23 protein-coding genes and 1 tRNA gene are annotated in these 21899 nt (G+C 41.8%); 9 read left to right on the forward strand and 15 right to left on the reverse strand.

Going from position 1 to position 21899, the window contains the following annotated elements:
* Window positions 1–371 (forward strand): integrase core domain-containing protein (locus tag KAH81_04815; GenBank protein MCK5832977.1); only part of this gene is annotated, 371 nt, incomplete at its 5' end.
* Window positions 372–415: 44 nt separating this feature from the next.
* Here the strand turns inward: KAH81_04815 and rlmN are convergent.
* From rlmN to KAH81_04860, 9 genes are all read right to left on the reverse strand, one after another.
* Window positions 416–1483, reverse strand: coding sequence for a 23S rRNA (adenine(2503)-C(2))-methyltransferase RlmN (gene rlmN, locus KAH81_04820; protein ID MCK5832978.1), 1068 nt, complete (start codon window positions 1481–1483; stop codon window positions 416–418).
* Window positions 1446–3506 (reverse strand): CPBP family intramembrane metalloprotease, encoded by a 2061-nt coding sequence (locus KAH81_04825; protein ID MCK5832979.1) that lies wholly within the window; start codon window positions 3504–3506, stop codon window positions 1446–1448. Before KAH81_04825 ends, rlmN begins: the two co-directional genes overlap by 38 nt.
* On the reverse strand, window positions 3503–4261 hold the full coding sequence (locus tag KAH81_04830) for an ATP-binding cassette domain-containing protein (GenBank protein MCK5832980.1): 759 nt from the start codon (window positions 4259–4261) through the stop codon (window positions 3503–3505). The genes KAH81_04825 and KAH81_04830 overlap by 4 nt, the downstream gene beginning before the upstream one ends.
* Window positions 4262–4303: 42 nt before the next feature.
* Window positions 4304–4600 (reverse strand): hypothetical protein, encoded by a 297-nt coding sequence (locus tag KAH81_04835; protein ID MCK5832981.1) that lies wholly within the window; start codon window positions 4598–4600, stop codon window positions 4304–4306.
* Window positions 4601–4836: 236 nt separating this feature from the next.
* Complete coding sequence (gene bamA / locus KAH81_04840) at window positions 4837–7200, reverse strand: outer membrane protein assembly factor BamA (GenBank protein ID MCK5832982.1); 2364 nt, start codon at window positions 7198–7200, stop codon at window positions 4837–4839.
* A gap of 4 nt (window positions 7201–7204) precedes the next feature.
* On the reverse strand, window positions 7205–7522 hold the full coding sequence (rplU, locus tag KAH81_04845; protein MCK5832983.1) for a 50S ribosomal protein L21: 318 nt from the start codon (window positions 7520–7522) through the stop codon (window positions 7205–7207).
* A gap of 240 nt (window positions 7523–7762) precedes the next feature.
* Window positions 7763–8197: a hypothetical protein gene (locus tag KAH81_04850; GenBank protein MCK5832984.1), complete on the reverse strand. Its 435-nt coding sequence runs from the start codon at window positions 8195–8197 to the stop codon at window positions 7763–7765.
* A gap of 6 nt (window positions 8198–8203) precedes the next feature.
* A complete protein-coding gene (locus tag KAH81_04855) occupies window positions 8204–8845 on the reverse strand; it encodes a DUF3047 domain-containing protein (GenBank protein ID MCK5832985.1) in 642 nt (213 codons plus the stop codon).
* A gap of 120 nt (window positions 8846–8965) precedes the next feature.
* Complete coding sequence (locus KAH81_04860) at window positions 8966–9715, reverse strand: 5'-methylthioadenosine/adenosylhomocysteine nucleosidase (protein MCK5832986.1); 750 nt, start codon at window positions 9713–9715, stop codon at window positions 8966–8968.
* A 398-nt stretch (window positions 9716–10113) separates the two neighbouring features.
* Here KAH81_04860 and KAH81_04865 point away from each other — a divergent pair, with 398 nt between their 5' ends.
* From KAH81_04865 to KAH81_04895, 7 genes are all read left to right on the forward strand, one after another.
* Complete coding sequence (locus KAH81_04865) at window positions 10114–11010, forward strand: flippase-like domain-containing protein (GenBank protein MCK5832987.1); 897 nt, start codon at window positions 10114–10116, stop codon at window positions 11008–11010.
* Window positions 11011–11208: 198 nt separating this feature from the next.
* Window positions 11209–12156, forward strand: a complete 948-nt coding sequence (locus tag KAH81_04870) for a hypothetical protein (GenBank protein ID MCK5832988.1) — start codon at window positions 11209–11211, stop codon at window positions 12154–12156.
* 109 nt (window positions 12157–12265) lie between these two features.
* On the forward strand, window positions 12266–12625 hold the full coding sequence (gene folB, locus KAH81_04875; protein MCK5832989.1) for a dihydroneopterin aldolase: 360 nt from the start codon (window positions 12266–12268) through the stop codon (window positions 12623–12625).
* On the forward strand, window positions 12622–13131 hold the full coding sequence (gene folK / locus KAH81_04880) for a 2-amino-4-hydroxy-6-hydroxymethyldihydropteridine diphosphokinase (GenBank protein ID MCK5832990.1): 510 nt from the start codon (window positions 12622–12624) through the stop codon (window positions 13129–13131). Before folB ends, folK begins: the two co-directional genes overlap by 4 nt.
* On the forward strand, window positions 13110–13754 hold the full coding sequence (locus KAH81_04885) for a deoxynucleoside kinase (protein MCK5832991.1): 645 nt from the start codon (window positions 13110–13112) through the stop codon (window positions 13752–13754). Before folK ends, KAH81_04885 begins: the two co-directional genes overlap by 22 nt.
* Before the next feature lie 4 nt (window positions 13755–13758).
* Entirely contained in the window at window positions 13759–14556 is a 798-nt protein-coding gene (gene panB / locus KAH81_04890; protein ID MCK5832992.1) for a 3-methyl-2-oxobutanoate hydroxymethyltransferase, read from the forward strand.
* 5 nt (window positions 14557–14561) lie between these two features.
* On the forward strand, window positions 14562–15413 hold the full coding sequence (locus KAH81_04895; GenBank protein ID MCK5832993.1) for a pantoate--beta-alanine ligase: 852 nt from the start codon (window positions 14562–14564) through the stop codon (window positions 15411–15413).
* A gap of 2 nt (window positions 15414–15415) precedes the next feature.
* On the opposite strand, the gene KAH81_04900 is transcribed toward KAH81_04895, so the two are convergent.
* From KAH81_04900 to KAH81_04920, 5 genes are all read right to left on the reverse strand, one after another.
* Window positions 15416–16228, reverse strand: a complete 813-nt coding sequence (locus KAH81_04900; GenBank protein MCK5832994.1) for a DUF2520 domain-containing protein — start codon at window positions 16226–16228, stop codon at window positions 15416–15418.
* A gap of 5 nt (window positions 16229–16233) precedes the next feature.
* Window positions 16234–16908 carry a YggS family pyridoxal phosphate-dependent enzyme gene (locus tag KAH81_04905; protein ID MCK5832995.1) on the reverse strand — a complete coding sequence of 225 codons (675 nt, stop codon included), beginning with the start codon at window positions 16906–16908 and terminating at the stop codon, window positions 16234–16236.
* A gap of 2 nt (window positions 16909–16910) precedes the next feature.
* Window positions 16911–17330, reverse strand: a complete 420-nt coding sequence (locus KAH81_04910) for an archease (protein ID MCK5832996.1) — start codon at window positions 17328–17330, stop codon at window positions 16911–16913.
* Window positions 17331–18119: a nucleoside triphosphate pyrophosphohydrolase gene (gene mazG / locus KAH81_04915; protein ID MCK5832997.1), complete on the reverse strand. Its 789-nt coding sequence runs from the start codon at window positions 18117–18119 to the stop codon at window positions 17331–17333.
* 111 nt (window positions 18120–18230) lie between these two features.
* Window positions 18231–18304 (reverse strand) — tRNA-Met (locus KAH81_04920).
* 505 nt (window positions 18305–18809) lie between these two features.
* Between KAH81_04920 and KAH81_04925 the strand changes: the two genes are divergently transcribed.
* Entirely contained in the window at window positions 18810–20267 is a 1458-nt protein-coding gene (locus KAH81_04925; GenBank protein MCK5832998.1) for a glutamate--tRNA ligase, read from the forward strand.
* A gap of 163 nt (window positions 20268–20430) precedes the next feature.
* Here the strand turns inward: KAH81_04925 and KAH81_04930 are convergent, their stop codons facing one another.
* Window positions 20431–21663 (reverse strand): glycosyltransferase family 4 protein, encoded by a 1233-nt coding sequence (locus KAH81_04930; protein MCK5832999.1) that lies wholly within the window; start codon window positions 21661–21663, stop codon window positions 20431–20433.
* Window positions 21664–21899: the final 236 nt, after the last annotated feature.

Below are 21899 nucleotides of genomic sequence, written 5' to 3' on the forward strand. Positions count from 1 at the left end.
CGGCAAAAAAGTTTCTCGAACAGGTCGTGGACGAGTGTGCTTATACCGCAGAACTGTATTACACCGACAATGGCAGAGAATACAAAGGAAACCCAAATCATCACGAGTTTATGTTGACATGCAAAGAACATAAGATAGAACAAGGGTTTACGCGGGTAAGAACGCCCAGGACAAACGGAAAAGCCGAAAGAGTTATACGAACAATTATGGAGCAATGGCATTATAAAATCAGATTCAACTCATCCGCACACAGAATCAATGAACTCAAGCGTTATCTCAACTATTATAACTCGGTCAAACCACATAAAGGTATCGGGGGGTTTACTCCAATGGAAAAACTAATCGAGTATTTTTATCCCGATAAACTGTAAATAACGCTGGTGATTCTAACATATTAAGGGTAAATATGCTTGTTTTATATATTCGATTTTGTTGCCGCAAGTTGACCGCATGCCGCCGAAATCTTCTGGCCTTTACTCTGTCGTAAAGTCGCAGTGAGACCAGCGGAACAGAGATAAGAAAGAAATTTTTCCACAGAGGTATTGGTTGGAGTAGAAAAACCGAGACCCGGAACTTCGTTGTAACGAATCAAGTTGATTTTGCAGGGCAGGTCAAAAAGTAATTCGGCTAATCTATCCGCGTGGCTAAGGCTGTCATTAACGTCTTTTAAAAGGACATACTCGACTGTGAACCAACGCGCGGTCATGTTGGCATATTGCGACGCAGCAAGAAGAATATCCCTTATCGGTGAAATTTTAGAGGCCTTGGGCATCAAGTGTGAGCGTAGTTTATCGTCGGGGGCATTCAGAGAAATGGCGAGTTTGGGTTTCATCCCGGATTGCAGTAATTCATCGATCTTATCAGGAATACCCACTGTGGAAAGAGTCACTCTACGGTGCCCAAGAGCAATTGCATTGTCGTCGGAAAAAATATCTAAAGCTTTAATAACCTCATCGAGGTTTTGAAGCGGTTCGCCCATGCCCATAAGGACAACATTAGATAGTTTAATACCAAGTTCTTCTTCCAAGCTCAAAAACTGCCCGACAATTTCTCCTGATGTAAGGTTGCGTTTAAAACCAAGCTTGCCGGTGGCACAAAAACGACAAGTCATTTTACACCCGACTTGTGTGGAAAGACAGGCTGTATTACGCTCCTCGGCAGGGATATGGACTGCCTCAATTAAGGTGTTATCATTCAATGTGAAAAGGAGTTTCGTGGCACCATCGCTGGAAGTTATCTTCTCGGCAATTTTCAGCCTTCCAATAGAAAAGTTCTCGGCAAGCCTTGCTCTCAAAGGGATTGGCATATCTGTCATAGGCTCGAAATCGCGAAAACGGTGCCGATATATCCATTTAAGCAATTGCTTGGCGCGGAAAGGCTTTTCGCCTAGAGAGGCGAAAAGGTCCTCAAGTTGTGGGCGGGCCAAACCAAGGAGGTCAATTCTTTCAGGAATAGTTATGTTGATTGGATATACTTTCTCCATGTGGATGAAGTCCTTTGTCCTTTTTAATAATAAGCGCAAAACACAGCGTAAAAATGGCTATAGCAATAATAATCAACCAGATAGGAGCGAGTTGTTCGCCGGAGAAATATCTTTCGCAAATAGATTCACCATAGATACTAGCTAAAAAAGCGCACGAATTATTGATTACATGAGCTCCCATGCCATAGAAGATCGAACCGCGACGGAAGACCATTATACCATAAACAATACCGAGAAGAGAAGCAGGTATCAGCCTGAATGGATCGAGATGGAATGCTCCAAATAGCACGCCAGCAATGACTATACCCAAAATCGGTCCCCATTTTCTTGTGAGACCATCGAGAATGTAACCCCTAAAAAGGATTTCCTCGCATATCGCAGGAATAACGGCCAAAACCGCTAATCCACCCACAATGCCAAGGGAGGCTATGTCGTTGAGCATGCCCTCGAATTGTTGGAGATAATCCGGAGAGATGGGCGAGATCATATTTGATAACACTTGAAATTGTGTTATCAATACGAAACCGGCGATACCGAGTGGTATAGTAAGAAATATCCTCGGTAAATTGGGGTTTTTAATGCGGAATGTTTCTTTAATGTTAAGATTGAGCCTTCTTGCAAGAAGATAAGCCGGTGCACTCACCAATAAGACTTCAGTTATTAAAAGTCCTGCGACAATATCCCTCATTTGAACTGGTGTGCCGACCCACCATAGCAAAGCCACTGCAACAGCAAATAGGAAAAAGGCGTCGCTTGCTCCAGCATGGTTTTTTTTTGTTTTAAGAGATTTATTACTGGCAAAAGCCCTCGATAATGGTGAACCACCGGATTCAGAAAGCAAGGCCTCCTCATTTGAGATTATCGACGATGCCCATTTTAGGGCTAGAATTGCAAAGATCGCAGTCGAAATCCAAACTATGGCGAAGTTGATTATGCCAACTGAACCGACCATAAGCTGTTTAATTAGAAGCGAAACGTTTAACACTGGGACAAAGGCCAGCCCGGTATTGAGTTCGAGACCGGGAAGAAGCGCAGCCATCGCAGGAAGTTCTGCAGCGATCAGCAACGGAGTGAGGTAGCCTTGAGCCTCTTTGTAGCTTTTAGCTGAAGACGATATAGCTAGGAAAGCGGCGGAAAAAAGCGCTGCAAGAGGAATTAGTTGTATTAAAATAAGCGCAAGCGTTCCTGGAGCAAGCGAAAGGGAGAGAAAATTTGAGAGTTCGCCACCCATAGCATCAATGCCAACGCTCATAGTCAGACCCATGGAAACGAGATTAAGAAGGGCATTGACAAAGGCCATTATAAGCACGGTTAAATATTTCCCGATGACGATTTCCATTCTTCCTGCCGGTGAAACCAGAAGGGTTTCAAGGGTGCCACGCTCTTTTTCTCCGGCCACCATATCGATACTTGAATAATATGCCCCGGATATAACCATGAGAACCAGTATCATGGCGAGCACGCGCCCGAAGACCATTCCTCCCATTTTTTCTTTTGTAGCAATATTTTCACGGATGGTTACGATAGGATCGGTAACGAAGCTATCGAGTCCCGCTGAAGTAACCCTCTTTGTAACGATATGTTTTTCATAGCTGTCGAGTATTTCCAAAATATGAGAAAGGGCGAATTCACTTCGCTCCTCGGCACCATTGAAAAAGATTTGGAGTGTATCCCTTTCGCCTGAGTTTATTTTTCCACTAAAGCCATCCGAGATGGTGACTTTAGCGAGTATATCGCCGTTGGCAAGTTGCGAATCGGGATTATCGGATGTAACAATTGTGAGCTGCGTATCTTCTTCGAATAAAGCCATAAGTTCCGGAGAGGATTCCCTGTTTTCAATAATTACAGGAAAAAGCTCTTTCTCCATTTTGCCCACTAAGAAGATGGACATTTGCGCGAAGCCCACTATCATGATTGGGTAAAGAAGTAATGGCAGTATGAAAATAACGAAGATAGCCCTTCGGTCGCGAAGAATCTCGACAAGCTGTTTCTTGAATATTATGCCGATAACCTTTGCTCTCAAAATATTAACTCCTCGGTGCCTGTTAGCTCGAAAAAGGCATCTTCGAGGTTGGAAGTGTTGGTTTGATCGAGGAGTTCCTCCAAGGTTCCGACCGAAAGTAAGCTTCCTTGATGGATTATGCCAATCCGATCACAAAGGCGCTCAGCCTCTCGCATAATATGTGTGCTGAAAATAACCGTCTTGCGGTTTTTTTTAAGGCTGAGGATAAAATCCGTAAGTGATCGAGCAACCATAACATCGAGGCCGACCGTAGGTTCATCGAAAACTAGAATCGGTGGATCATGAACCATGGTTCGGGCGATATTCACTTTTTGTTTCGTGCCCGAGGAAAGAGAATCGCACATAGTCTCGGCATACTGTTTCATGTCAAGGATGCCGAAAAGTTCATCTACTCGGTTTTTAAGAAAAACCTCATTCATACCGTAAAGACGCCCAAAGAACTCGACCATTTCGCAGGCCTTGAGGCGTTTGTATAAGCCCGTGTTGCCGGAAAGGAAACCTAGTTTTCTACGAACTTTGTCGGATTCGGTAACTGTATCGTGGCCATCAATCAATATCTTGCCGCGAGTGGGCTGAAGCAAGGTCGAAATCATTCGCAGGGTTGTAGTTTTTCCCGCGCCATTCGGACCGAGAAGCCCAAAAATCTCGCCTTCAGGAATAGTTAGGTCCAAACCGTTGACAGCAACAACGGGTTCACCCTTTGGGGGATCGAAAATTTTCGTGACCCCGATAAGATGTATAGATTTATCTCCCATCGAAAAGAGAAGCGAATCCTATGAATTTGGGAGAATAACGACTCAGGATTTTTTTTCCTTAGGAATCCACTTGGTGAGAGCATCGATAAGCTTATTGGCCTGTGAAGCACTCGAAATATTGAATTTTGACTGTTGCATGTATTGGTCTTTAACTTTGCGATAACGTCTTATGCTGTATCGATCATCGCTATATTCGCTTTTCGTCCTGTTCCATTGCCGATATCTGAAAACAATAGTGCACCATGCAGCGCGAGAGAGGATTACTTTATCTAGCTCGTCAACTATCACAACATCGTCTTCCTCATAACGGATCGTTAAATCATCTATTTTTTCGGCCATTGCACACCTTTCTTAAGTTCACAAAAAAAACATATTAGCATTATAAGAAAATATTTTTGAAATGAAATAGTTTGTCCAAAAAATTCAAAAATTATTTATATTTTTCAAAAAAAGGCGGGCCATCCAAAATTAATTAAGCTGTATAAAAGGAGGGCGTCGGCCATCTTGGCAAAAAAACCGACGCCCCCCGAAAAGGTTGCTATTAGCAAAATATAAAATCTAGTAAAAAATATATTCTATTCAGGACCGATCTGGAAATGCCATTGCCAACCAGAAATTTCGTTTCTCAAATCGTCTTTATCGAAGCCGTAACCGACATCGATGCCCATGACTCCAAGCATGGGAATGACCAATCTTACGCCCGCGCCGGCACCTCTCTTCAATTGTGAGAAATCAACATCATCTAGGCCGCGCCATGAATTGCCCATGTCGCCAAATAACGCAATATAGAATTGGTCGCGCGAAATGGGAACTCTAAGCTCCATAGTGAGTTGGGTTATAACTCTTCCGCCCAATCGGAAAGTTTGTTCCGGTGAGGTGAGTGGCAGTCTCCCTGATATGTCTGGTGTAGCTGAGGAGTCGTATTCGGCTTCAGAGGTGTCAATAGGAGATATGCCCCTGTCGGTATAACCGCGTATTTGACCCTCATACCCATAACTTCCGAAAAAATATCTCTCGGAATAAGGAACATCATTAGGATCGTCATTAAAGACATTGGAGAGGTATCCAATTTTGGCCTTTCCTACAACTGTTAAATACTTGTGAAGCGGAAAATACCAGCCAGTGGAGAAATCCTGTTTTAGAAAGGAGACATTGCCGCCAAGGAAGCCTCCGGCAACCTCTACAGTATAGCTATTTCTGCTTCCTCTTGCAGCAAACATTTTGGAATCGCGCGAGTCCCGTTGAATAACCATTCTCGAAGCGGATTCCACTTGCGGCCATTCGACCTCTCTGAGATCATATTGGGAAGTAGGACTATAACTCGAGGAGAATTCGTAGTATTTAAATTGCTCTAGTTTGTATCTCCAATAAAGGGTGAAATAATCATCTGGCCAACTTAGTCTGCGACCTAGGCGTAACGCGCCGCCGGTGCGAAGCTCTGTGTAATAATTTGACCAAACCAGCTCGGTGTTATAGATATCAAAACCAACCGTAGTCGGAACGCCCATAAACCAGGGTTCAGTAAAACTTAAAGAGATGTTTTTACGATTGGCGCCGAATTCCCATGTAAATTCGGTCTCCCAGCCTCTTCCTAACATGTTTGGCCAACCGATGGATATATTACCAACGATTTTGTCTCGAGAGTTATATGTTCCACCAATCTGGAATCGTCCGATGGGCTTTTCCTCGACTTGCATAATGAGGTCGACATCGCCGTTGGGAAGAATCTCAAAATCGGGGAGGACATCGTTAAAGTAGTTAAGATAATAGATATTGCGCACCGAGCGCATCATTTTGCTTCTTTGGAAAACCTCGTCGGGATATATTGACATCTCCCTTCGAATAACTCTATCGAAAGTGCGTGTATTTCCGGCGATCTCTATTTTGCGGACATGCGCCTCGATACCTTCATTTAAGGCAATGCTCAGCTCGACTGTGTCAGCTGTGAGTTTTCTAGTGTCTTGAACATCGGCGTAAATGTGGCCTTTTTCTTGGTAAAGAAAATAAACTTCCGCCAGGGATTCATCGAGTTTTTCACCGCTGAAGACATCGCCCTTTTCGAATCTTAACACAGCATCGATATCGTCTTCGTTGTAAATAGTATTGCCGGAGATTGCTATATCACCAAAATAATAACAACGGCCCTCTTCGAGCCAGATATCCAGATTTAAGCGCGAATCGGTGGTGTCCGTAGTAACAGAATCTGCGAGAATATTCGCGGTTATGTAACCGTTGTTGTGATAGATATCCTCGATTTTTTCAAGGTCCTCTTGATATTTGGTCTCAGAGAATTTCCCACCTCGAAAAAAGGATTTTTGTTTTGTTTCAATCTTACGGCGAAGTTTCGAGTCGGAGAAAACCTCGTTTCCATGAAAAGCGATGTTTCCTATACGAACCTCATGGCCTTCATCGATAATGAAGGTTATATTAACTCGGCCTTTTGCTGTTTCGATTGCAGATGTTTCGATCTCGACATTGGGATAACCTTCTTCGATATAGGCTTCCTTGAGGTTTTTTACAGCATGGAAGGTTTTTTTAGGAGAGAGGAAATCATTAAGAGTAAGGTCTGCCTTTTTCAGGAGGTCTTTTTCTTTAATTGCTTTATTGTCCTCGAAAAGGATTTTAGATACTATTGGAAACTCAACTACCTCGATCTCCAGATCGACAATATTCCCGCTTTGCGAACCACGAATAGAGACATCATCGAAGAAGCCGAGTCTATATATTTTGCGGACAGCATCCTCGAAAACGGAAGAACCGAAGGTTCCGCCCTCCATGAGTCCCGAGGTTGTTTTAATGAGGGCTTCCGAGGTGTTATTAGTTCCGACGACATTTACCTCACCGATAACCTCAGCACAAAGTGCTTCGGTGCCTATCGCTAAAAGGATAATTACCGCTAAGAAGGTAATGAAAAAAGATTTGCTTGTTTTATAGAGCAATATCTCAGGCCGTAGCTATCTCTTCGATCATCAAACGGGTGTAATCTTGTCTGTGTCCCTGTTTTTTATGGTAACCGGTGCGGCGTTTCTTCTTGAAAACGATGATTTTGTCATCGCGGAAGTGCTCGATTACTTTGGCTTTGATAGTTGCGCCCTCGATGTTGGGTTGTCCTATGACTGGTTCATCATCGCCGGAGAGCAGAATAACATGGTCGAGGACAATTTCGTCACCGGAAGTTCTATCGGCCATAAGCGGAACTATAACGGATTTGCCGGCTTCCACCTTGACCTGTTCGCCTTTAATGTTAACTATTGCATACATATGTTCCTCCAATGGGTTATTTCCGTAAAACTCGAAAAATATATCTTTTTATTACATTAAGTCAATTGAATTCTTAAATAGGTTGTTTAATTAACATCAAAGAAAAAGAACTTTGCTAAGTCTTGATTCTCGAATTTTTAGCAAACAATCTAGATTATAATTTTTTTTTACTGGCAAAGGCAAATGAATCAGCACCTTTTAATATTATCCAATTCTCGATGAATAACTATATCGAGTCGATCAGATTATTTTTTCGGCTTTGATAAGTATTATTCTTTGTTCAATTTCGATCTTGTTAAGCCTCACATTCATGGCCTCTAGTTGTGCGATGTAGGCCTCACGGAGTCTTTTTTCATCGATGTTTTCATACTCAGCTAATATGCCTTCAATCTCGTTTTCAATTTTTTGAATAATATTTTTATTTTCTTTGGCAATAGCTGTCTTGAGTTTCAATCTAAGCGATACAATCCTTTGATATGGATGCTCATTTTCGATCTGGAGTCTTTTTTGTTTAATTTTGTCTTTTTCGTTTTCAAGTGCGATATAATCTGGGCTTTCGTTTCTGATTCTTTTTGCGGCCTGGCGTTTTTTCCGTTTGAAATATCTCCATCCACTATTGACAACAACAAAAACGACGAAAAGGGCGATAAGTATGTAGAGAAGCTGTTTGAGCATCTAGTTTTATTTAGTAATAACGAAGTCGTCATAATCACCGGTGACGTGTGTGGCGGTGTTGTCAGAATCAGTAAGAACAGCTATGCCTTTGGCGGTAGGTTTTGCACCGGATTCGCCAAAAAGGCTTCGGTAATCTTCGAGGACATTGCGGGATTCGCCATGCCACTCATTGAGTCCATCTTCGCCGGTTTTTATGACTATCATCTTGGTTTTAGCAGAATAAGGAGATTCGAGAATAGTGCCAATCGGAAGAGTCTCACTCCATATATACTTGATGGTTTTGGGAATTGGAAACCCTCCAAATAACACATAAACACCGAGAACATCATCATTGCCGGATTTGATTTTTTCGTTTGTTCCAATAGGCATCTCGATAGGGCGCCAACGCCATTTGAGTTTGGGGTAATCGGAAAGATGCCATTCCTTGTCGAAGCCGATTGTGACACTTATTTTATCGGCTGTAGCATGAAGGAACTTGTTGTTGTCCTCCTTATTAATCTTATAAACCTTTACCATATTAGTTTTATCTTTAGACGTCCAACCTTCGGGGAATGTATTAACAGCATCGTTTTCGAAGTCGATGCTGTGTGAAATGTCAGATGGAAATGCAGCAATAGCGCAAAAGAAAAACAGAATTAATTTTTTCATTATAAACCTCCAAATATGCTAATTTGTGAGCAATGGACATGCCAGAGGTGGAAGCTCGAAGTAAGATAATTTTGAATATCCTCGAGACCCAAAAAACAGACGACAAGATTTTCCTATTGGTTAAGGATTAGGTTCCTCCCACTCTAAAAGCATTCTACGAATCATGCCGCGCGAGTAAAAACAGGCGATCTTTGAGACGAAACATGGAAAGTCGATAATTGCCGAACGATTGGCCTTGTCCGATATCGCTCGAGTAACTACAAAAGGAATATCGTGTTCGAAACAGACTTGTGCTACTGCAGCTCCTTCCATCTCGACACATAAAAGGTCGTTAAGTTCTTGTTTTAGCTGTGAGATTATCTTATGATCGGCTACAAAATGGTCTCCGCTGGCAATCAATCCTACCTTCACTCGAGGTTTTTTTATATCGAATTGTTCGAGTATTTCGGGTTCGATTTCATTGAAGATTTCGCTTTCGACATATTTTTTGGCCGATATCTGCATTCGCTCGATAAAGACATTATTAGCGGCAAATCGAGATATTCCTAGAAGTGGAATTTCAAATTTGTTGAATGTGGGTAACGGGCTCACGTCCATATCATGCTGAATCAGTGCTGAGGAGATGACAATGTCGCCAATCTCAAGTTCGAGATCAGCTGCACCTGCAACCCCGGTGAAAACAATACCTTCGACACCGAATCTATCGATTAAAGTCGTTGCAGTCGAGGCAGAAGCGACTTTGCCCCATCTGGAGAAGACAAGAACCACATTTTTCCCATAGAGTTTACCCGACCAATAATGGCGTTTACCTATAACGAGGTCATTATCTTGGTCGAGATCGGCTTTCAATAGGTTAATTTCTTCATGCATCGAACAAATAATGCCAAATTTCATTTAGCTTTTTCCAATAATATTTTTGATTGCTCATTAATGTAAAATCCTTATTAACTTAATGTCGATTTTCAATTATACAAGCTCATTCCCAGCTTAAGGGATTCTTTCTGGTCCGTTTGCTTACTCGAAAAGATTATCAAGTTACTGAGAGAATTTGAGTTAAATAAATGCTGATTTGAAGTATAATAACAAAACATGAATATTGTGAAGTAAGTGAGGTGTTGCCGATAGTTTAATATTTAGTTCACCTTTTTTCAGAACAATACATTCGAGTGGTCAGAGAACTCAGAGCATTGTAGCTTGATTTTCCATTTTTTTTCTCTATAAAAAGTTGCATATTGAAGTGTTATTGACATGTGAAAGGATTAGATTTTTTGAACAAACAAAAATGGTATAGCTGGGCATTGGCACTTCTAGTAGTAGTGGCTGTGGGATATATGATAGCTAGGAATTTCGGAGAGCTCAGGAAATACGATTTTGATTTTCGTTGGGGTTTTATAATCCTTGCTTTATTGAGTGAAGTTTCTGCTTATTTATCAAAGTTAGTAATTTGGCAACATCTTTCGCGTTCTTATGGTCTAAAAGTGCCTTTGATAAAAGCGGGCAAAGGCTTTTTTCTCTCTCAACTTGGGAGATATATTCCGGGAAAAGTTGGTCTTTTGCTAATTCGGATGGAAACCTATCGAGAGTATTCGCGTAAGAATACAGCTATAGCGACCGGTGTAGAGATGATTTCGACAATCGGCGGGGCATGTATCTTGGTGTTAATTGGTATTATAGCGGCGGGTGAATATCTTCCTTCTTATTCGATTTGGGTTGCTTTGATTGGATTTGCTGCGGTTTTGATTTTTTTATGGCCGGGCATTTTCAAACCCCTTGCCAATTTTGGGTTTAGATTAATAAAGCGTTCTCCGATGGAGGAGGTTCCTCCTTACAGCGTAACGCTCAAGTATGTAGCTGTGTATCTTTTTCCTGGGTTGCTTCATGGTCTTGGGTTATTTATGGTTTTGTGTTCGCTTTCCCCTATAAGTTTTGCATTTTATTTGCCAATAACTTCAATCTACTTTGCTGCGGGTATAGTAGGGTTGCTTGCTGTTTTCGTTCCGGCGGGACTCGGTGTTCGAGAGGGCGTAATGATGCTCGTTTTACCGCTCATTGTGGACAAACCTATAGTAATAGTGGGAGTCATACTCTCTCGAATGGTTTTAACATTATCGGAGATATCTTTAGCCGGCATTTTCACAGTTTTAGATAAGTTTAATTCAAAATAGCAATTAATTGATAACTCATAGTTTACCGAATTGATAGTTGAAAGAAGAATCTTATTTACAAATATTCCTAGTAGAAAGTTTTTTCAGGAAATTCCAGAGGGGGTTTTCATTTTTTAAAATTTCTTTTTAGAAAATAATGCTTGCATGAGTTTTAAAAATCGGTTTATTATACTGATAATAAAGTTAATTGGAGGATAAATGTTGAAAAACAAAGTTTCTTTTGCTTCAATTCTAGCATTATTAATTTTGGGATGTAGTTCGCTTTTTAGTTCTGGTATCTATATAGAGCCGGGAGCATCCCTGACTTATGTTCGCAAGTTTGATAGCCAAACCCCCGGCAAGCCTTTGCGCATAATAAATATTAATTCTTCACCGATGGTTTACAACATCAGTGTTGTGGCAGACGAATATAGGCTTAAAGGCTATATTCCGATGCCGGATACGAATTGGGTTAAACCAATGAAGAATGATGTAAAAGTTGAGCCTTACGACACGGTGGATATTCCGATTATGATTTCTATCCCGGAGAGCGATGAAAACTATAATCGTGCGTGGGTATGCGAGCTTTCGGTTATGCAAAGCGCGTGGAAGGATCCTTCTATTGGAGGCAAAGCTGGAACGGTTCTCCAGTTGGGTGCCAGAGCCACGTGGTTAATCGAAACGCCATTTAAGAAGGCTTTAGCTGCTATAAACAGCGATAAGTTATCAGTTGCGCCTGCAATACAGCCGATCCAATATGGCGATAGCACGATTAACAAAGGTGAGATTTTTATCACTATTCGCAATGATGATGAAATTGAGCACGTGTATTCACTTGAGAGTTATATCCCGAATTTCGGTGATTCTATTATCGGGAGGGTACTTGATATTTTTCCGCTGACGACTGAAGAAACCGGTTGGATACTCGACCCCAATTGGATTTGTCCTAAGAAGAAAAAGCTTTTTGGAATATTCTCAAAGAGCCCAACGATCAAATTGGGTTCTGGGGAAGTTGGTAAATACCCAATTACAATCGATATGCCGCCTTCGGAAGAATTAAACCAAAGGCAATTCGAAGGTATTATTCTTATTCGGCCCGATGGTCAAAGAGAAGATAGTCGTTTTGTTCGTTATATCATATCGCCCGGATTGGAATACAAAGAGTAGATAGAGTAGTATTTGCTTAGAACTATTGAAAGCCCTTCTTTGAAGGGCTTTTTTTATAGCTGATTTTATTTGACTTTTTTGCTTTTAGTGGCTATTTTTAATAAATATTATGGGAGTAATAAAAATACATAACATGTCTTTTTATGGCTATCACGGTGTGACGGCGGCAGAGAAGGAGATTGGGAAGCGTTTTACTGTCGATGTCGAGATGGTAGTGGACACATATCATGCGGCGAAAACCGATAATCTTATGGATACAGTTAATTATGAAGAGGTTTATAGGGTTGTTGGGGATTTTATCACTGAGAATATTTTCCATCTCACCGAGACTCTAGCCGAGGGCATAGCCGATTTGTTGGAAAATTCTTTCACACAGAGCGGTGTAAGGGTTTGTGTTAGAAAGAGCAATCCGCCATTTCCTGGAAATCTGGATTATATTGAGGTTGAGGTTATACGTGGGGAGATATGATAGCAGCTTTGGTTCTTGGATCGAATGTTGGTGACAGGGTAGGTTTTTTAATTAAAGCTGTGGGGAAAATTGGTGAATTTGGGGCAATAAAGGGGATTAGCGGCCTTTTTATTAGCAAGGCATACGGTGTTGAAGACCAGGATGATTTTATAAACGCCGCTCTTCTTCTTTCGACGAACATTGATCCTCGAGGATTATTATATGAGCTTAAAAAGATCGAGAAGGAGCTTGGCCGGGAGGAGATTTTTCGTTGGGGGCCGCGCAAAATCGACATAGATATAGCGCTATTTGATGGTCTTATTATAGATTTGGTTGATTTGACAATTCCTCATAAGGGTCTTATTGAACGCGATTTTTTTCTGGATCCGCTTATCGAGTTGATACCGGAAGTGGCCGATCCCATTTCGGGGAAGACGTTATCGAAGTTGAGAGAGGAATTACCTAAAGCTGAAAATAAAGTAGTCTCTAAGTATATTGATAAAAGATGGCAAGTCCTCATTACATAGCAATCGAAGGTGTTATCGGAGTTGGCAAGACTACCCTTGCCAAGAAACTCGCCGATAGATTTAACGGTCGATTGGTTTTAGAGCGGTTTGATGAGAATCCGTTCCTTCCTGATTTTTACAAAAATCCGGTTTACAATGCTTTTACCACTCAGATATTTTTCCTTTTATCAAGGTATAGGCAGTTGAATCAGCTTCATAATTATGATCTTTTTCACGAGGCCATCATCGCTGATTATATGTTTGAGAAGGATGCAATATTTGCCAATATCAATCTTTCGGATTTGGAGATACGGCTCTACAATGAGGTTGCGCGTCATCTTGCCAGCGAGATACCTAAGCCCAATCTTGTAATTTATCTTCAGGCCAGCTCATTAGCATTAATGAAGCGCATACGCAAGCGTGGCAGGAATTATGAGAAGAAGATTCCGGAAAGATATATAGAAAACCTAGTCGAGGCTTATGAGCATTATTTCTTTAATTATCGTGAATCGGCATTATTGGTAATAAACACCGAAAGACTCGATCTTGAGGTTGATTTAGTGATCGATGAGTTATTTCATAGGTTGGAAAAGCCTATTAGAGGGACAGAATTCTACAATCCTGATGTTACGCTTTGGGAGTGAGATAATGGCTGATAAATTAACAATACTAGACATATTGGCGAGCAAAAAGAGGGGCGAGCAAATCGCCGCTTTAACAGCATACGATTATTTTATGGCCAAGTTTTTGGATAGAGCCGGTATAGATGTAATCCTTGTGGGTGATTCTATGAACATGGTTGTTTATGGCGCGAAAAATACTCTTACGCTTGAACTCGATGTTATGTTACCGCATATTCAGTCGGTTAGTTCTGCCGCGAAGCGCGCCCTCGTTGTTGGAGATTTGCCTTTTATGAGCTATCAACCTTCGGTTCGGGATGCTGTGATTTCTTCGGGGCGTATGGTAAAGGCTGGTGCGCAGTCGGTTAAGCTGGAGGGTGGGAGCGCATTTATCGAGCATATAAAGGCTATCCTTGATGCTGGTATCCCGGTTATGGGGCACCTTGGCATGACCCCACAGTCTATACATACAATTGGTGGGTATCGGCTTATTGGGAAGAGCGAGCTCGAGGCAGATCGTGTTTTCGATGAAGCCTTGGCGCTCGAAGAAGCGGGCATATTTTCACTCGTTTTGGAGAAGGTCCCGAGTGAGTTAGCGACTAGGATAACAGAATCATTATCTATTCCAGTGATCGGTATTGGTGCGGGTTGTGGTTGTGATGGACAGATATTGGTTGTAAATGATATATTGGGATTGTTTGACGAATTTACCCCGAAGTTTGTCAGAAAATATGCTGCATTGTCCGAGGTTATTACTGAATCTGTCAAAAGCTATGTTTCAGATGTCAAGAATGGAGCCTTTCCAAATTCTAAAGAAAGCTATTAAGCCCAATGGAGATAATCGACAATATATCGGTAATTAGTGGAAGAATTCGTGAGTATAAGGTTTCCGGTTTAAAAGTTGGGTTTGTTCCTACGATGGGTTTTCTCCACGATGGTCACCTTTCGCTTGTGCATAGTGCAAAAAAACTTGCCGACAGGGTGGTTGTTTCGATTTTTGTTAATCCAACACAGTTCAGTCCAGATGAGGATTTGGACTCCTACCCTCGGGATTTCCAACGAGATGAGACGCTTTGTTCAAACGAGGGCGTCGATATTATTTTCTATCCGACTTCCAAGGTAATGTATCCGGATAATTTTTCCACCGAAATTAAGGTTCGCGGTTTTAGTCAGCTTCTTTGCGGACGCACCCGCCCGAACCATTTCGATGGAGTTACAACTGTTGTGGGTAAATTGTTTAATATAGTTCAGCCCGATCTTGCTATTTTTGGGAAGAAAGACTATCAGCAATTAACCATCATTAAGAGGATGGCTGCAGATCTTAATTTTCCCATCGAGATTATTGGGGGTGAGACTGTCCGAGAACACGATGGTCTTGCTATGTCGAGCAGAAACAAATATCTTACGCCTATCGAGAGAGAGGTTGCACCTGTTTTATATCGGACGCTTCTTTTTACCAAAGACAGGATTGAAAACGGCAATGCTCAGGATTCGGGTGCATTGATTAGGGTGATGCGAGACCGTATTGAGGGCAGCGGTCCGTTCGATATTGATTATATTGAGATCGTGGATACTTCAAGCTTAAAGCCCATCGATAATCCCTTTTCGAGGGAATGTGTGATTGTTTTAGCGGCGAGACTTGGCAAGGCACGTCTTATAGATAATATAGAAGTTGGTATTTAGCCTTAATTTCCTTTTCGCAAGAGCTCTCTTATTTTTTCCAATCCAGCGATGTAGATATCGAGGTTGCCTGTTTGGTTAGCGGCAATAAGGTGTTGTGCGATAGTGAGTTCGTCATTACGGACAACCGGGCCTGTAGCTCCATTTGCAAACCCGAATTTACGGAAATTCTCTATAGCTTTCTCGACTATCGATATTGTCATGTCGATAGCGTTTTTTTTCTGAATTCCCGAATCTTCGAGGAGTTTCGAGCAAATCTCCAGAAGGGCAAAGCTGTGGTTTGCGGCAAGGCTTGCGCCAAAATGGTATCGACCTTTCGTATTACAATCGATATGGATAAACTTGCCTTCGAGGGATGTAACGAGATTTTCAGCGATATCTGAGGCTGCAAGATCGCCTTCACATCCGAAAAAGAGGGATTTGAATGGATTCTCGGTTTTCGAGATTGATGATACGCCTCCGAATGGATGTATGCAATATACTGCTTTGTCTAAGCCTGCCAGGCGAAGTATTTTCGAAGGGAGTATTCCGCTTGTGTGAAATAGAAACTTTGCGCTGAAATCGCGTAATTCGCCAAGGTGCTCACAAACCGATATTATTGCGTCGTCGGGAACAGTTATGAATAAGATTTCGCATCGATCAACGAGTTTTTCCATCGAATCGAATACACCACATGGAGTTATACGTGCAGCCTCGGCGGAGGACTTTTCGAGTATATCATAAAAACCAACGATTCGCCATCCGTTTCTGGCAAGCCAGAAAGCCATCGCCGATCCTATTCGTCCAGCGCCTATAATGCCGATTCCCAGCGATTTCAAGAGGATTATCCTTTGAATATAGCCGAACCGATTCGGAGATGTGTTGCACCTTCCTCGATTGCAATATTCCAATCATTGGTCATACCCATCGAGAGAATAGGTAGTTCGTTCCCCATTTTGGAGGAAATATTATCTCTAAGCTGTTTAAGTTTTTGAAAAGCGTTTCGGATTGAGTGTTCGTCGTCTGTGAATGGAGCCATAGTCATAAAGCCCTGTAAACTTATGTTTTCGAGTTGAAGAATGCGAGAGATATTACTAGATGCCTTTATTGCATCGAATCCGAATTTGCTTTCTTCCGCGCTGACATTAACTTCGATGAGTATTTTCTGGAGAATGTTTCTTTCGGATGCCACTCTATCGATGCGTTCCGCTAATTCGAGTGAATCTATGGAGTGTATGAGGTCGAAAGCTCCCACGGTTTTAGTAACTTTATTGCTCTGTAGGTGCCCAAACATGTGCCAGATAATGTCTTTTGGAAGGGCTTCAATTTTAATGAGTGCATCCTTGACCTTGTTTTCCCCAAAATGTCTAAGCCCTGCCGAATAAGCCTCTTCGACTCCACCGGCATCGACATACTTGCTTGCGGCGATGAGCGTTATTTCTTCAGGATTGCGTCCACAGTTTGCACATTGAGCGGCAATCTTTTTTCCCAGTTTCTCTATATTGCTTTTGATAGTCATAATTATAAATCGAAAATAATCCTCGTGGAATATGTTTCTTTTTCGTCCTTTTTAATTTCGAGTTGGTGACATGTTACCGCTTTAATTTCGTGTAAGACTGAATATTCCGGCAGGTTTTTCTGACCGCTAACCTCCGCAACGATAAAATCGTCGGTAAATTCTCCAATATTGATACCCCGCGCGGCAAAGCCGTCTAATAAAACGAGATCAAGTATCTCGTTTAGAAAACCGACAAGAAGCAGGTCGATTTTTTTTGAGGCTTTCGATACAATTCGAATAGTTCTGCTTTCAATTTTTGAACTATCCAATAAAATTTCAAGCATTCCTTCCGTCGCACCTCTAAAGAGTTCTTCCGGGGAGTCTGCTAAGACGGTTATTCCTATATTTGCGTCGTGGTCGATTCTATCCACAGAAAACGGCATTTAATTTTGTCTTTCCATTTTTTTGGCCTCTTCCCAAAAGACATCCATAACTTCGAGGGGTGGGCGCTCGAGCCCCTTTTCTTTAACCCTTTTTTCGACGTGCGAGAATCGCGAGGCGAATTTTCGGATTGTTTTTCGAAGGGCCATCTCGCTCGATACTTCAAGGAAACGCGCTAGATTAGTAATCGAAAAAAGTAAATCTCCAAGTTCGGACTCGATTTCTTCTATATCCTGTGATACAATCGCCTTTTCTAATTCGGAGAACTCCTCACGAATTTTTTCCCATACAGGTTCGATTGTAGGCCAATCGAAACCAATGCGTGAGGCTTTTTCTTGTATTCTCTGCGCAACGAGCAGCGCCGACATAGACATGGGTAAACCATCTAGAAGGGAGGATTTACCTCGCTTTGCCTTTTTTTCTTTCAGTTTTATTTGTTCCCATTCCTGTAAAACTTGTTCTGCAGTTTCTAGCGAAGATTCACCAAAGACATGTGGATGTCTGTTTATCAATTTCTCCACAATGCCTTTCGTTATGTCATCGATATCGAAGGCTCCACGCTCGGAAGCCATTTTGGCGTGAAATACAATTTGCAAAAGGACATCGCCTAATTCTTCGCATAGAGCGCTGTCGTCGTGGGCTTCGAGAGCCTCGATTACTTCGTAGGTTTCCTCGATTAGATACGGCTTAGCTGAATCGTGGGTTTGTATCTTGTCCCAAGGGCATCCATTTTCACCTCGAAGTTTGTCCACAACCTCAACTAATTCAATAAAATCAGGGTGCTTGCTCATTGTTCTCCAAATCTAAGATGTTGTTTCAAAATACAACATCAAAAATAAAAATCAAGTCTCGATATATCGGCTAAAGATAAAAAAAGCCCGAATTACTTCGGGCGGAATTTCTAGCGGCGGGGGGACTCGAACCCTCGACACGCGGATTATGATTCCGCTGCTCTGACCAACTGAGCTACGCCGCCATTTCAAAGCCATATTATAATTCGTTCGCTATTTTTGTCAAGGATAAAAAATTTATTAAGGCTTCAAAGTAAATCGCGCTAGTCGCTAGAATTCGTCGTTTGAGTTTTATAGCTAGTCAATGCCCCAAAAATATAGTGTTTCCGGGGGGCGTCGGATTTTGCAAACGCGGAAAACATGCTTTCCGCGTTTGCAAAATTAGCGGACGGTCAAAATAAAAAAGTGGCGAATTATGCAAGATTGTCCGTTGACCGGACGCAAGCGGTAAGCCGAAGGCGCAACGCACGACGCCCCCCCGGTGGTGCTTAACAAAACCAAAGATTCTCAAAATGGAATTATGGGATGTCTCGGTTATCTTTTTTCACGAGAAAAGGAGATAAATTTTATTGAAAAAATAATTAGCAGGAATGAAATATAACACGCAAATCATTTCGTGAAGTCGGGTTAAGCAGTTGACATGGGTTTGGACGAAACTTATATTGAATCTCAATTTTTATAGGAGGTTTTATGTCGATTAGAGTAAGATTTGCACCTTCGCCAACAGGCCAACCGCATGTGGGCGTTATTCGCACGGCCATTTTCGATTGGCTTTTGGCAAGGCATTACAATGGGGAATTTATCCTAAGAATAGAAGATACTGACCGCTCACGCTATGTAGAGGGGGCGGTGGAGGAGATTATTGGTGCGCTTAATTGGCTGGGGATGGACATCGATGAAGGTCCCGAACCTATAAATGGTGAACACGGGCCTTATTTTCAAAGCGAAAGGCTAAAGCTATATTATCGATATGCCAATTATCTCTTGGAAACGGGAAAGGCATATTGGTGTGAATGCTCCATTGAAAGGCTTGGCGAGCTTCGCGCATCTCAGGAGACCGCAAAAAAAGATATTCGTTATGATAATCGCTGTCGTGATCTCGAACTTAATGGCCTACCGGGCGATGACAAGCATGTCCTTCGTTTTAAAATACCCGAGGGAGGAACAACGACTTTCCACGACGAACTTCGCGGCGATATTACGGTCTTAAATTCCACACTGGATGATTTTGTTATAATAAAGCGCGATGGTTTCCCAACATACCATTTTGCAAGTTGTATCGATGACCATCACATGGCGATTAGCCATGTCTTTCGTGGTGAAGAATGGATTTCATCGGCGCCCAAGCATAAACTTATTTATGATGCCATAGGTATCGAGCCGCCGAAATTTGTTCATGTGCCTGTGATACTCGGCACAGATAAGAAGAAGTTATCTAAACGCCACGGTGCCACAAATACGCTCGATTACAAAAATATGGGATACCTTCCAGAGGCTTTATTCAATTTCCTCGCGCTAATAGGATGGAATCCGGGCGGTGTCGAGGAGATTCTTCCCAAGGAAAAGCTTATTGAGGCCTTTTCAATCGATAGAATTAACACATCCGCCGGGGTATTCGATATAGAAAAGCTCAACTGGATGAACGGTGCTTATATTCGTGCAATGAAGATCGAAGAACTTACAGAGAGATTGAAACCCTTCATGGCTGAATGGGGTTGGATAGGCGCGAACTGGGAACCGATGGGTGAAGCCTATGTCAAATCGGTAGTCAGTTTAATGCAAGAGCGCTTAGCCCGCCTTGTCGAGCTTAAAGAAAGGGCATTTTATTTCTTTGAAGAGATCGAAGGTTACGAACCAAAAGGTGTGAAGAAGAGCTTCAAAGGCGAGGATATAATAGATCGCTTAAGAGCTGCTCACATAGCGCTTTCAGATTGTGATTTCACTCACGATGGCCTCGAAGCTGCAATTCGTGGCGTGGCCGAAGTGTTTGAAGTTGGTGCTGGGAAGATTATTCATCCTATAAGATTGGCGGTAAGTGGTATAACAGCAGGCCCCAGCCTTTTTGAGATGCTCGAACTTTTAGGCCAAGAAAGAGTATTAGAGCGTGTAGAATGCGCGATACAGTGGTTGCAAGAAAACAAGCGGTAGAACTGATATTTGTAGTCTTAATAGGATATTGAAAAGCGAGGTTTCTGCAGAATAAAAGATACTTGAGATGCTTTTGAATTAAACGATAGTAATTGTTTAATTGTCTTCAGATGTTCTTATTGGTCCGGTTTCAAGGGTATCAAGCTAATGTGTTAGTGAAGTTTTACTTTGGTGATCTGTTTTCTGTAAGCTTATTATAAAGCTCGAGAGCGCGCTTTTTTAGAGCCTCGAATGAAAATTCTATCGACCTTTCTTTAGCGGCCTCACCAAGCCGGATTCTTAAGTCTTCGTTTGTTATTAAAAGTGAGATAGCTAGAGCAAGGTCCTCGACGAAAGTGGCGTAATCTGTTAACTTGATTTTTATTCCACATTCTTCGGTCACTGAGATCGATGGTCCTCCGTAATCCGCAACTATCAGAGGAAGCCCCAGAGCCATACCTTCGAGGACGGCTGTCCCACCGGGTTCGCGTATTGCAGGATTACATAAAATATCCGAATTTGCGACGATTTCCAGAGTTTCTTTTCGTGGTATTTTCCCTAGAAAACTAACGCGATTCGATAACCCATATTTAGCGGAGTGGCGTTCACACTTGGAGCGAAGAGGGCCATCACCGAGAATTTTTACATCGATTGCGTTCCATACTTGTGGACGCTCTTTTTTTATTTTTCCTAGCGCATCGATTAGCATGGTAATACCTTTAATTGCAATCAATCTTCCGCAAAAAACCAATTTCACTTTTTCTGAATGGACTTTTGGGACAGGTTTCAATTCTTCCTCGATCGATGTATCAAATATATAACGGACTTTATTATGCACCTCCACAGGAATAATAGGCATAATAAATTTTGTGCCGGCGATAATTGCCGAGGAGCATTTAAGGTAGTTTTTGAAAGTCTTTTTGTATTTCAAAGAAATGTGAAATAGAGATCTTAATTTTGAACTAAGCAAAGCGTTCAGATTAAAAGCCTTGCTAAATCCTGGTGGTGTTTTGAGCCCTCCACCAATGGGTCCGATCAAATAAGGAATATCGATTTTCTTATAAATATTATTGTATGTGTGTATTCCTGCCGGGGTAACAAAGTGTATAAGGGATATTTTTTTTTTGTGGCACAGTTCAAGAAGTATGGGAGTTAGTTGTTTTATGAAGGTTCTGTTCAACGTTCCGAAGAGTTTTAATTTGAAAAGAAATTGCCGTAACAAAGGGTTTATTTCAATATAGTGAAATTTAACATTGGGACCGTAATCGAAATCCTCGATTGCATCTTTGTTGATAGATAGAGTGAAGACTTCGACATAAAAATCCGAGGATATTGCCCTAAGCCACATATGCCCAACATGGGCCTCGGAACCCCATAGAGGATTTAGGTCAAAAGCTATGAAAGCTATTTTCTTCATAACCCTCAATCTAATCGACTCACCATATTAAGTCAAGCGATGAAGCAAAAGACTGTATAGCTTTGCTTTATTACTAGGTTAGTGGATATTCAATTAGAATAAGCTTATTTTCAGCCAAATGGCCTTTTTCCTTTAATAAATGATTACACTGAAAGGAAAAATGCGGTTTTTGTGTATCGAGGTTCCATGAACGGGCTTGAGAAAACATATGCCAATATTCACGGGATCTGACTACC

Source organism: bacterium, assembly GCA_023145965.1.
Taxonomy (GTDB): domain Bacteria; phylum UBP14; class UBA6098; order UBA6098; family UBA6098; genus UBA6098.

Coding starts and splice junctions, on each gene's coding strand:
- KAH81_04835 (MCK5832981.1), bottom strand. CDS start 4,600: ATGGCCGAAAAAATAGATGATTTAACGATCCGTTATGAGGAAGACGAT.
- KAH81_04925 (MCK5832998.1), top strand. CDS start 18,810: ATGTCGATTAGAGTAAGATTTGCACCTTCGCCAACAGGCCAACCGCAT.
- KAH81_04860 (MCK5832986.1), bottom strand. CDS start 9,715: ATGCATGAAGAAATTAACCTATTGAAAGCCGATCTCGACCAAGATAAT.
- KAH81_04855 (MCK5832985.1), bottom strand. CDS start 8,845: ATGAAAAAATTAATTCTGTTTTTCTTTTGCGCTATTGCTGCATTTCCA.
- rplU (MCK5832983.1), bottom strand. CDS start 7,522: ATGTATGCAATAGTTAACATTAAAGGCGAACAGGTCAAGGTGGAAGCC.
- folK (MCK5832990.1), top strand. CDS start 12,622: ATGATAGCAGCTTTGGTTCTTGGATCGAATGTTGGTGACAGGGTAGGT.
- KAH81_04850 (MCK5832984.1), bottom strand. CDS start 8,197: ATGCTCAAACAGCTTCTCTACATACTTATCGCCCTTTTCGTCGTTTTT.
- mazG (MCK5832997.1), bottom strand. CDS start 18,119: ATGAGCAAGCACCCTGATTTTATTGAATTAGTTGAGGTTGTGGACAAA.
- panB (MCK5832992.1), top strand. CDS start 13,759: ATGGCTGATAAATTAACAATACTAGACATATTGGCGAGCAAAAAGAGG.
- KAH81_04910 (MCK5832996.1), bottom strand. CDS start 17,330: ATGCCGTTTTCTGTGGATAGAATCGACCACGACGCAAATATAGGAATA.
- folB (MCK5832989.1), top strand. CDS start 12,266: ATGGGAGTAATAAAAATACATAACATGTCTTTTTATGGCTATCACGGT.
- KAH81_04830 (MCK5832980.1), bottom strand. CDS start 4,261: ATGGGAGATAAATCTATACATCTTATCGGGGTCACGAAAATTTTCGAT.
- KAH81_04895 (MCK5832993.1), top strand. CDS start 14,562: ATGGAGATAATCGACAATATATCGGTAATTAGTGGAAGAATTCGTGAG.
- KAH81_04885 (MCK5832991.1), top strand. CDS start 13,110: ATGGCAAGTCCTCATTACATAGCAATCGAAGGTGTTATCGGAGTTGGC.
- KAH81_04930 (MCK5832999.1), bottom strand. CDS start 21,663: ATGAAGAAAATAGCTTTCATAGCTTTTGACCTAAATCCTCTATGGGGT.
- KAH81_04870 (MCK5832988.1), top strand. CDS start 11,209: ATGTTGAAAAACAAAGTTTCTTTTGCTTCAATTCTAGCATTATTAATT.
- KAH81_04905 (MCK5832995.1), bottom strand. CDS start 16,908: ATGACTATCAAAAGCAATATAGAGAAACTGGGAAAAAAGATTGCCGCT.
- rlmN (MCK5832978.1), bottom strand. CDS start 1,483: ATGGAGAAAGTATATCCAATCAACATAACTATTCCTGAAAGAATTGAC.